The 7,381-nt window shown below is 46.5% G+C and carries 9 protein-coding genes; 6 read left to right on the forward strand and 3 right to left on the reverse strand.

Features of this window, described 5'->3' with window-relative positions; translation table 11 throughout:
• On the reverse strand, nt 1–824 hold an 824-nt coding region (gene moeB / locus RMO52_RS13185), incomplete at its 3' end, for a molybdopterin-synthase adenylyltransferase MoeB (RefSeq protein WP_310414881.1).
• 20 nt (nt 825–844) lie between these two features.
• Between moeB and RMO52_RS13190 the strand changes: the two genes are divergently transcribed.
• The 6 genes from RMO52_RS13190 to RMO52_RS13215 all read left to right on the forward strand — a co-directional run bounded on the left by RMO52_RS13190 (nt 845) and on the right by RMO52_RS13215 (nt 5,123).
• On the forward strand, nt 845–976 hold the full coding sequence (locus RMO52_RS13190) for a hypothetical protein (protein WP_309744878.1): 132 nt from the start codon (nt 845–847) through the stop codon (nt 974–976).
• Nucleotides 977–1,123: 147 nt separating this feature from the next.
• Nucleotides 1,124–1,357, forward strand: coding sequence for a hypothetical protein (locus RMO52_RS13195; protein ID WP_310414885.1), 234 nt, complete (start codon nt 1,124–1,126; stop codon nt 1,355–1,357).
• Between the two features lie 63 nt (nt 1,358–1,420).
• The gene (gene recJ, locus RMO52_RS13200; protein ID WP_310414888.1) at nt 1,421–3,790 is read left to right on the forward strand and encodes a single-stranded-DNA-specific exonuclease RecJ; all 2,370 of its coding nucleotides are present in this window, start codon (nt 1,421–1,423) and stop codon (nt 3,788–3,790) included.
• Nucleotides 3,791–4,049: 259 nt separating this feature from the next.
• Nucleotides 4,050–4,238 carry a photosystem II reaction center protein PsbZ gene (gene psbZ / locus RMO52_RS13205; protein ID WP_309744872.1) on the forward strand — a complete coding sequence of 63 codons (189 nt, stop codon included), beginning with the start codon at nt 4,050–4,052 and terminating at the stop codon, nt 4,236–4,238.
• A gap of 122 nt (nt 4,239–4,360) precedes the next feature.
• The gene (gene ribH / locus RMO52_RS13210; protein ID WP_309744870.1) at nt 4,361–4,849 is read left to right on the forward strand and encodes a 6,7-dimethyl-8-ribityllumazine synthase; all 489 of its coding nucleotides are present in this window, start codon (nt 4,361–4,363) and stop codon (nt 4,847–4,849) included.
• Nucleotides 4,850–4,970: 121 nt separating this feature from the next.
• Nucleotides 4,971–5,123, forward strand: a complete 153-nt coding sequence (locus RMO52_RS13215; RefSeq protein WP_309744868.1) for a hypothetical protein — start codon at nt 4,971–4,973, stop codon at nt 5,121–5,123.
• 190 nt (nt 5,124–5,313) lie between these two features.
• Here the strand turns inward: RMO52_RS13215 and RMO52_RS13220 are convergent, their stop codons facing one another.
• Together RMO52_RS13220 and RMO52_RS13225 are read right to left on the reverse strand one after the other, a co-directional pair.
• Entirely contained in the window at nt 5,314–5,544 is a 231-nt protein-coding gene (locus RMO52_RS13220) for a hypothetical protein (protein ID WP_309744866.1), read from the reverse strand.
• 90 nt (nt 5,545–5,634) lie between these two features.
• Nucleotides 5,635–7,381: S9 family peptidase (locus RMO52_RS13225; protein WP_310414893.1), on the reverse strand; the 1,747-nt coding region annotated here is incomplete at its 5' end.

Consider the following 7,381-nt stretch of genomic DNA (forward strand, 5'->3'; position numbering starts at 1 on the left):
GCTTCAGCCGCTTTTGCTTGAGGAATGCCACAGAACTGTTCGTAATCGATCAGTGTTTCGATAACCGGACGCACGGGATTGGGGCGTAGTTTTAGCTCGCGGAACTTCATTTCTAGGGCATTGTACAATACCAATCGCCCGCTGAGTGTCGTCCCCTGACCGAGAATAATCTTCACCGTTTCTGTGGCTTGAATCACCCCGATAATGCCCGGAAGGATGCCCAAAACGCCACCTTCAGCACATGAAGGTACCATCCCTGGTGGTGGGGGTTCTGGATACAAATCGCGATAGTTTGGCCCACCTTGGTAGTTAAAGACGGTCGCCTGTCCTTCAAATCTGAAGATCGACCCATAGACATTGGGTTTATCTAACAATACACACGCATCGTTAACTAAATACCGCGTGGGGAAATTATCGGTGCCATCGACGACGATATCGTAAGGACGAATGATATCGAGGGCATTTGCCGAACTTAAGGCTGTCTCATAGAGGTCTACTTGACAGTAAGGATTGATTTCATGAATCCGATTTTTCGCCGATTCAATTTTGGGTTTACCGACCCAGGAAGTACCATGAATGACTTGACGCTGGAGATTGGAATGATCTACCACATCAAAATCGACGATGCCCAGCCGACCGACGCCAGCCGCCGCCAAATAGAGCAACAATGGCGAACCGAGTCCCCCCGTTCCAACGCAAAGGACGCTGGCGGCTTTGAGACGCTTTTGACCGTCGAGACCGACTTCTGGGAGGATCAGATGTCGCGAATAACGGGCATATTCTTCAGGTAATAACTGGATTTCATCCAGATTCGGATCGAGCATAGCTAGTTTAGTTAAAGCTGATGATTGGTGAGTTCAACAGCGATCGCCAAGAGGTGTGGTATCTAGAAACTAGCACTCTGACCGTCGCCATTCACGTTGGTGTCAGCCTGCTACTCGATCGTAGCCTCGGCTTGAGCCAAATCGATCTGTAAATATAGATCGTTATTTATTCTACCTCGTTTGCGGAGCATCTCCCCCGCACGATTGTCTCTATCGATCGATTCTTGACAAGCAGGCGATTAGGGTCTTATGTTAAGGACTGAAAAAAGTACCTAATATAAGGTCTTGAGGCAATCGAGATGGCACAGGCAAAATTTACGCTGGAGCAATCGCATATTGATTTTCTCGCACAATTTAAAGTTCGGGGCTTTAAAGACAAAAGTGCGCTCGTCCGCTTGGCATTAGATCGACTAGCGCAAGAACTAGAACGAGAGGAACTAGCTCACTCTGCGGACTTATATGCCGAATTATATGCCGAAGATCGCGACCTTCAGCAGCTCACCGATGCAGCGTGTGTAGGTTGGCTGCAATGAGCCAACTGTATCGATGACTGGTTATCGAAAATAGTCTAGGATGACTATAAAAAACGGTGCAATATGAGCTTAGACTGGCAACTACCACCTCAATTAGAAATTCCGGCTGAATTTGTCGCGGCGGTACGATCGTGCAAGCCGACTGTCAATGGTAAATATGCCGCTCAATTATTATGGCAGCGGGGGATTCGGGAGATCGATCGGATTCCGGGTTATTTGGATAGTGACAAATATCAGCCGACTAGTCCCTTTGCTTTTGGGCTAGAAATGACAGCGGCGATGGAGCGGCTAAAAAAAGCTTATATCTACGCCGAGAAGGTGGCTATTTGGGGTGATTTTGATGCGGATGGGGTAACGGCGACGAGCGTGCTGTGGGACGGCTTGAGGCAGTTTTTCGGGCAGGGACAGCTTAGTTATTATATTCCCGATCGGATGAAGGAATCCCATGGCTTAAACATTGCGGGAATTAAGCGATTGGCGGCGCAGGGGGTAAATTTAATTATTACTTGCGATACTGGCAGTACGAATATTAAAGAAATTGAATATGCAACTAAGTTAGGTGTCGATATTATCGTCACCGATCACCATACTTTGCCCAGCCAACGTCCACCTGTAGCAGCGATTATCAACCCGCGTTATTTTGAAGAGAGTCACCCTTTATTTCATTTAGCTGGTGTTGCGGTGGCGTACAAATTGATGGAGGCACTATATCTAACTTTGCCAGATATTCCGCAGCAACCTGTTGAGTATTTATTAGATTTAGTCGCGATCGGATTGATTGCCGATTTGGTTAAACTTAATGGTGATTGTCGCTATCTCGCCCAGATGGGTATCAAAAGATTGACACTCCAAAACCAAACCGATCTCGATGGCTTTCGTCCGGGGGTAAATAAGTTATTGCAATTGTGTAAGCGTAATGGCGATCGACCGACGGATATTTCGTTTGGCATTGCACCGCGTATTAATGCGATTAGTCGGATTCATGGCGATGCGAGTTTTGGGGTAGAGTTATTAACTAGTAAAGATGTCGAGCGGTGTCATGAATTAGCCGCCGAAACTGAATTAGCGAATACCCGCCGGAAGGAATTACAAAAGAATATGACGCTCAAAGTTCAGGCTAAATTAGCCGAACTGGATTTGTCTACTACTTCGGTTATCGTGCTGGTAGATAACAATTGGTCGCCGGGAGTATTGGGTTTGATTGCCGGACAAATCGCTCAGGAGCATGGCAAGCCAACAATTTTATTAAGTACTAATAGTGAGGAAGATGCAGGTAGAGATAAGGCTAAAATCGCCAGAGGCTCCGCTCGATCGACTCAAAATGTCGATCTCTATCAGTTAGTCAATTCTCAAGCACATTTACTCAATAGTTTCGGCGGACATCCCTTCGCCGCCGGGATGAGTATTAATGTCGAAAATATTCCAATCTTCACAGAAGCGATCGATCGGCAGTTACACGCCCAGATCGATAAATTACCACCGCTATCGATTCAGACAGATCTGATCGTGACAGTCGCCGATTTGTGGGTATCTAGCGGACGAGACTTATTTGAAGACCTCCTATTGCTAGAACCTTATGGAATGGGCAATCCCGCACCTAAGCTCTTAATTAAAAATTGTCATTTCAAGGACATCAAAAACAAGAATATTCAAGATTTTAAAGGCAAGACCGTTCAGTATATTCGGACGAAATTCGAGCTAATCGATGCGAGTAGTGGCAAAGGATTTCCAGGAATTTGGTGGGGACATTACGAGCATGAGATTCCGCGCGTAAATTGTGATGCGATCGTCGAACTAGATTACAATTCTTATGAAAAGCGGTTGGAAATTCGGCTGATTGAAGTCCGCCCTGCGGCAATAGTTGATAATATCCACGACCTATTCAGACAACCTAATTTAGCGAATCGGCAAGCGACATTGGAAGTGATCGATTTTCGTCATGCTCCAGTCGATCTCGATGTCGATGCAGCAGCGATCGTCTGGGTTAAAAAATGTCCGAGTAACTGGAGTGAGCTACAGGTATATTGTCAAAGAGCGATCCGATCGAGTGGTAAACTAGCATTAGATTATCAGTCAACTAATTTAGCCAGTAGTCGCGAGATCTTCGAGCAGTTAGTGGGGATTGCTAAATATCTAGCGAATACTCAAGAAGAGATCGATTTAGAGCGATTGGCGTTGCGATTAGATATTCGCGATCGATCGGTGAGACTGGGTTTAGATGCGCTGGTTGAAATTGGTTTTCAGGTATCCTTACAGGAAAAAACTAATCTCTTAAAGATTGTATTGTCTCAGTCACAAGTCGATCGGGATGTAGATTTGTACTCATTATTTACAGTCCAAAAATTCTTTGCGGCGATCGAGGAGGAACAGTTCAATCGGAGCTATTTTCTTCAGGTGCCAACTTATGCAATTCAAGCAAGTTTGAGCGTCTAAATATGTATAGCAATCCTATTTGATTTACAAGAATTGAGATCTGGATGTTTTTAACCGCAGAGGCGCAGCGATTTGTGTTCGTCGGGGAACAGAGGCGTGCGCGCATCGCTTGTGGGTACCCTCAGATTTACGCTGCAACTCGCTCCGACTGAGCGAAGGTATAGATAACTACCGATAAATCACCACCAACCAGCACAGAGGTGCTAAATTTTTATATAGCTGAGTTAACATATTGCTGTTTTGGGAGCGTATATATAAAATGATCGTAATTTTCAACCTGGCGCTATTTGCCTTAGTGCTACTGTCTTTCGTGATGATCGTCGGCGTGCCTGTTGCTTATGCAGCACCACAAAACTGGGATCGATCGAAACAGCTCCTGTTCGTCGGTTCCGGCGCGTGGGCATTGCTCGTCGTTGTCGTCGGCGTACTCAACTTCTTGGTAGTCTAAAATTGCCGAGTGTGCAGATTGGCTGCTAGGACGATTACATTGTCTCACTTGCAGCCGATCTCAACCTGCCGTTCCCGCTTTATAATATATGTATCTAGACTTTACAGGCAACTAATAATTAAATGGCAGTTTTTGAAGGCACTCTCGTCTGCGATAGTTCTTTACGGTTTGCGATCGTGGTCGGTCGGTTTAATGACCTTGTTACTAATAAGCTTCTAGATAGCTGTCAGGATTGTCTCAAACGCCACGGTATCGATATCGACCCCAATGGTAGTCAAGTAGACTATGCGTGGGTTCCCGGGTGCTTTGAGGTGCCGCTGGTGGCAAAGAGGATGGCGGAATCCGGTCGCTATGATGCGATTATCTGTTTGGGTGCGGTAATTCGGGGCGATACTCCTCACTTTGACTATGTGTCTTCAGAAGTCGCCAAAGGTGTGGCGGCGGTAGGATTTCAAAGCGGTACACCCGTTATTTTCGGAGTGCTGACTGTCGATACGATGACTCAAGCCTTGGAACGCGCGGGCATCAAGGGCAATCACGGCTGGGGTTACGCACTGAACGCGATCGAAATGGCAACATTAATGAAGACTTTACCCGATCGCCAGAGCTAAGCGCTAGCCAATGAGGATGATTTAACATCAAACCAAAATCTATCTTTTGGTGCAGGTCAACACGATGAGATCTTGCTATATTTTGAAGATATAAGCAACTTTTTAAAGTGAGGTGAACGATATGAAACCAATGATTTGGCATCCCGAACCAAAAGATAAAAAAGTTAACGAATATATCGATAAAACCAATCGCGCCCCTTACTTTGGAATTATTTTAGCTGCTTTAGGAGTATTTACTGTATTTACCGCTGCGGTACTTTTAGGCGCTTTTTAGATCGATCGCATCTAATGTGAACGATCGGCAATGATATGTTTGATGACCTAATGTATCATTGCTGTATTTTTAGAAATTCGGATCGGTGATGACGGTGTCAATAGACCGATCGAGTACGTTCTAAGCGGAAAACGATAATTCTCGATCGCTTGAAGAAATAATCTTTTTAAAATAGCGATTCACCCAGGCATTAGAGAGTTCGAGTCATCCGTCCGACATATTTCCATGCCGAACTATAATCCTTTCTAATTAATTCCCAAAAATAATCATCATCGAAAGCTAGATATCTCAACTCCACTTTAGGTTTAACGGTGCGAGGGGCTGAACGGCGAGTTGGTTTGTGAGCTACACGCTTGCCACTATCCGAGGTGAGGCCACTCGGGAGTGCAGATAGTAGACTGAGTTGGGTAAATTGAACCACAATTTAAGTTGAGAATAGAGGGACGATATCGAGAGAATTGGCGCGGTGATGCCAATGAGAACTAAAGAAACCGTGCAATTTCCACGATAATTAAACCGCTGGCTCGAACCCAAAGATCCGCGCATAAAAAGCAAATTCATCAGTTAAGGCACGTTTGATATTTGCTGCTTGGCGGAAACCATGCTGCTCGTCGGTAAAGGTGACATACTCGACCGGAATCCCTTTCGCTTTGAGGGCATCCACCATCATTTCCGCCTGATTGGGCGGGACGACTTTATCTTCCAAACCTTGAAAGAAGATAATCGGACAGGATAATTGCTGGGTAAAATAAAGCGGCGATCGAGTACGATAGACGTCTGGCTCGGTGGCATAAGGAGCGACTAAGCGATCGAGATATTGCGATTCAAATTTATGGGTATCTTTGGCTAAGGAAATCAGATCGCTGACCCCATAATAACTCGCACCCGCTTTGAAAGTATCCCCGAAAGTCAGTGCCGCTAGCGTCGTATAACCGCCCGCACTGCCCCCAGAGATTGCCAAGCGATTGGCGTCGGCTAAGCCCTGTTGGACTAGATACCGCGCAGCATTGGTACAATCATCGACATCGACAATCCCCCACTTCCCATCGAGCCGATGTTGATAGGCTTTACCATAGCCAGTACTGCCGCCATAATTGACATCCACCACGGCAAAGCCCCGACTCGTCCAGTATTGGGTTTTGAGGCTGAGTTGATTGGAAGCTGCTGCGGTGGGGCCGCCGTGACTTTTGACTAGCAGGGGTGGTTTTTCGCCGAGTAGGGGTTGGTAATCTTGATTGGTCGGTGGATAGTAAAAAGCGTAGGCAGTTTGACCGTCGGTAGTGGGAAACTCGATCGAGCGGGGAATCGATAGATAGCCAGGATCGACTTTGACTTTGTTGGAACGTTTGAGCACTTCGCGAGATTCACTCAGCAAATCGATGGCAATAATCTCATTGGTTTGGGTAGCTGAAGCCCCGCAGCAGACGACTAAAGTGCCTGTAGCGCAAATGTTGGCAATGTCGGTATAGGGCACGTTTAGCTTGGTAAAATGCCCGCTGAGGGTATTAATTAAGCCCATCTGCCAGATCCCCTGCTGAGTGTAGGTGCAGACGATCCGATTGCCGACGAGGGCATATGTAGACATCCCAAAAATCCATTGGGGCAAACCAAATTCGGCTTCTAGTGGATATACCGCCGTAATATTACCATCATGCCAGCAATAGAGATTGCCCCAGCCCGTGCGATCGCTTATAAAAAATAAGGTATCATCGCTGCGCCATTGGGGTTGAAAAATGGTCTCATTTGCGCCGCCAGCGATGGGTACGGGTGCTGAGAGGTAGCCATTGCTGATGGTTGCCATCTGAAGATTGGTGCCATCCCAAGGGAGATTCGGATGATTCCAACTCAGCCAGACGAGTTTGGTGCCGTCGGGACTCAATCTGGGTGCGGCATAAAAATCACAGCCACCGACTAAAATCCGCACGTCATCGGGTTGCGTCAAACTAATGCTAACGATCGTATTTAACGGCTCAAATTCGGTAGAATCATGCTCCTCTTGAACGCAGATCAAGCGCTGATTGCGGGTATCGACACTCAAATCGGCGTAGCGTTTATTTTTGTCGTGTGTAAGTTGGCGAATCTGCTCCGGCTGCGGCGATCGTAAGTCCTGAATATATAGGCAATTGTCGGTAATATTACTAAAATACACGCAACCATCGACGACGGTATAGGCAGCGCCACCATACTCATGCACACGATTGCGAACATTGTATCCAGACGGCGTAACATCTTCGCTGTTACCATCGGCGGTGCGCTTA

The sequence above is a fragment of the Chamaesiphon sp. OTE_8_metabat_110 genome, assembly GCF_031382685.1.
In the GTDB taxonomy this organism is placed as follows: Bacteria; Cyanobacteriota; Cyanobacteriia; order Cyanobacteriales; family Chamaesiphonaceae; genus Chamaesiphon.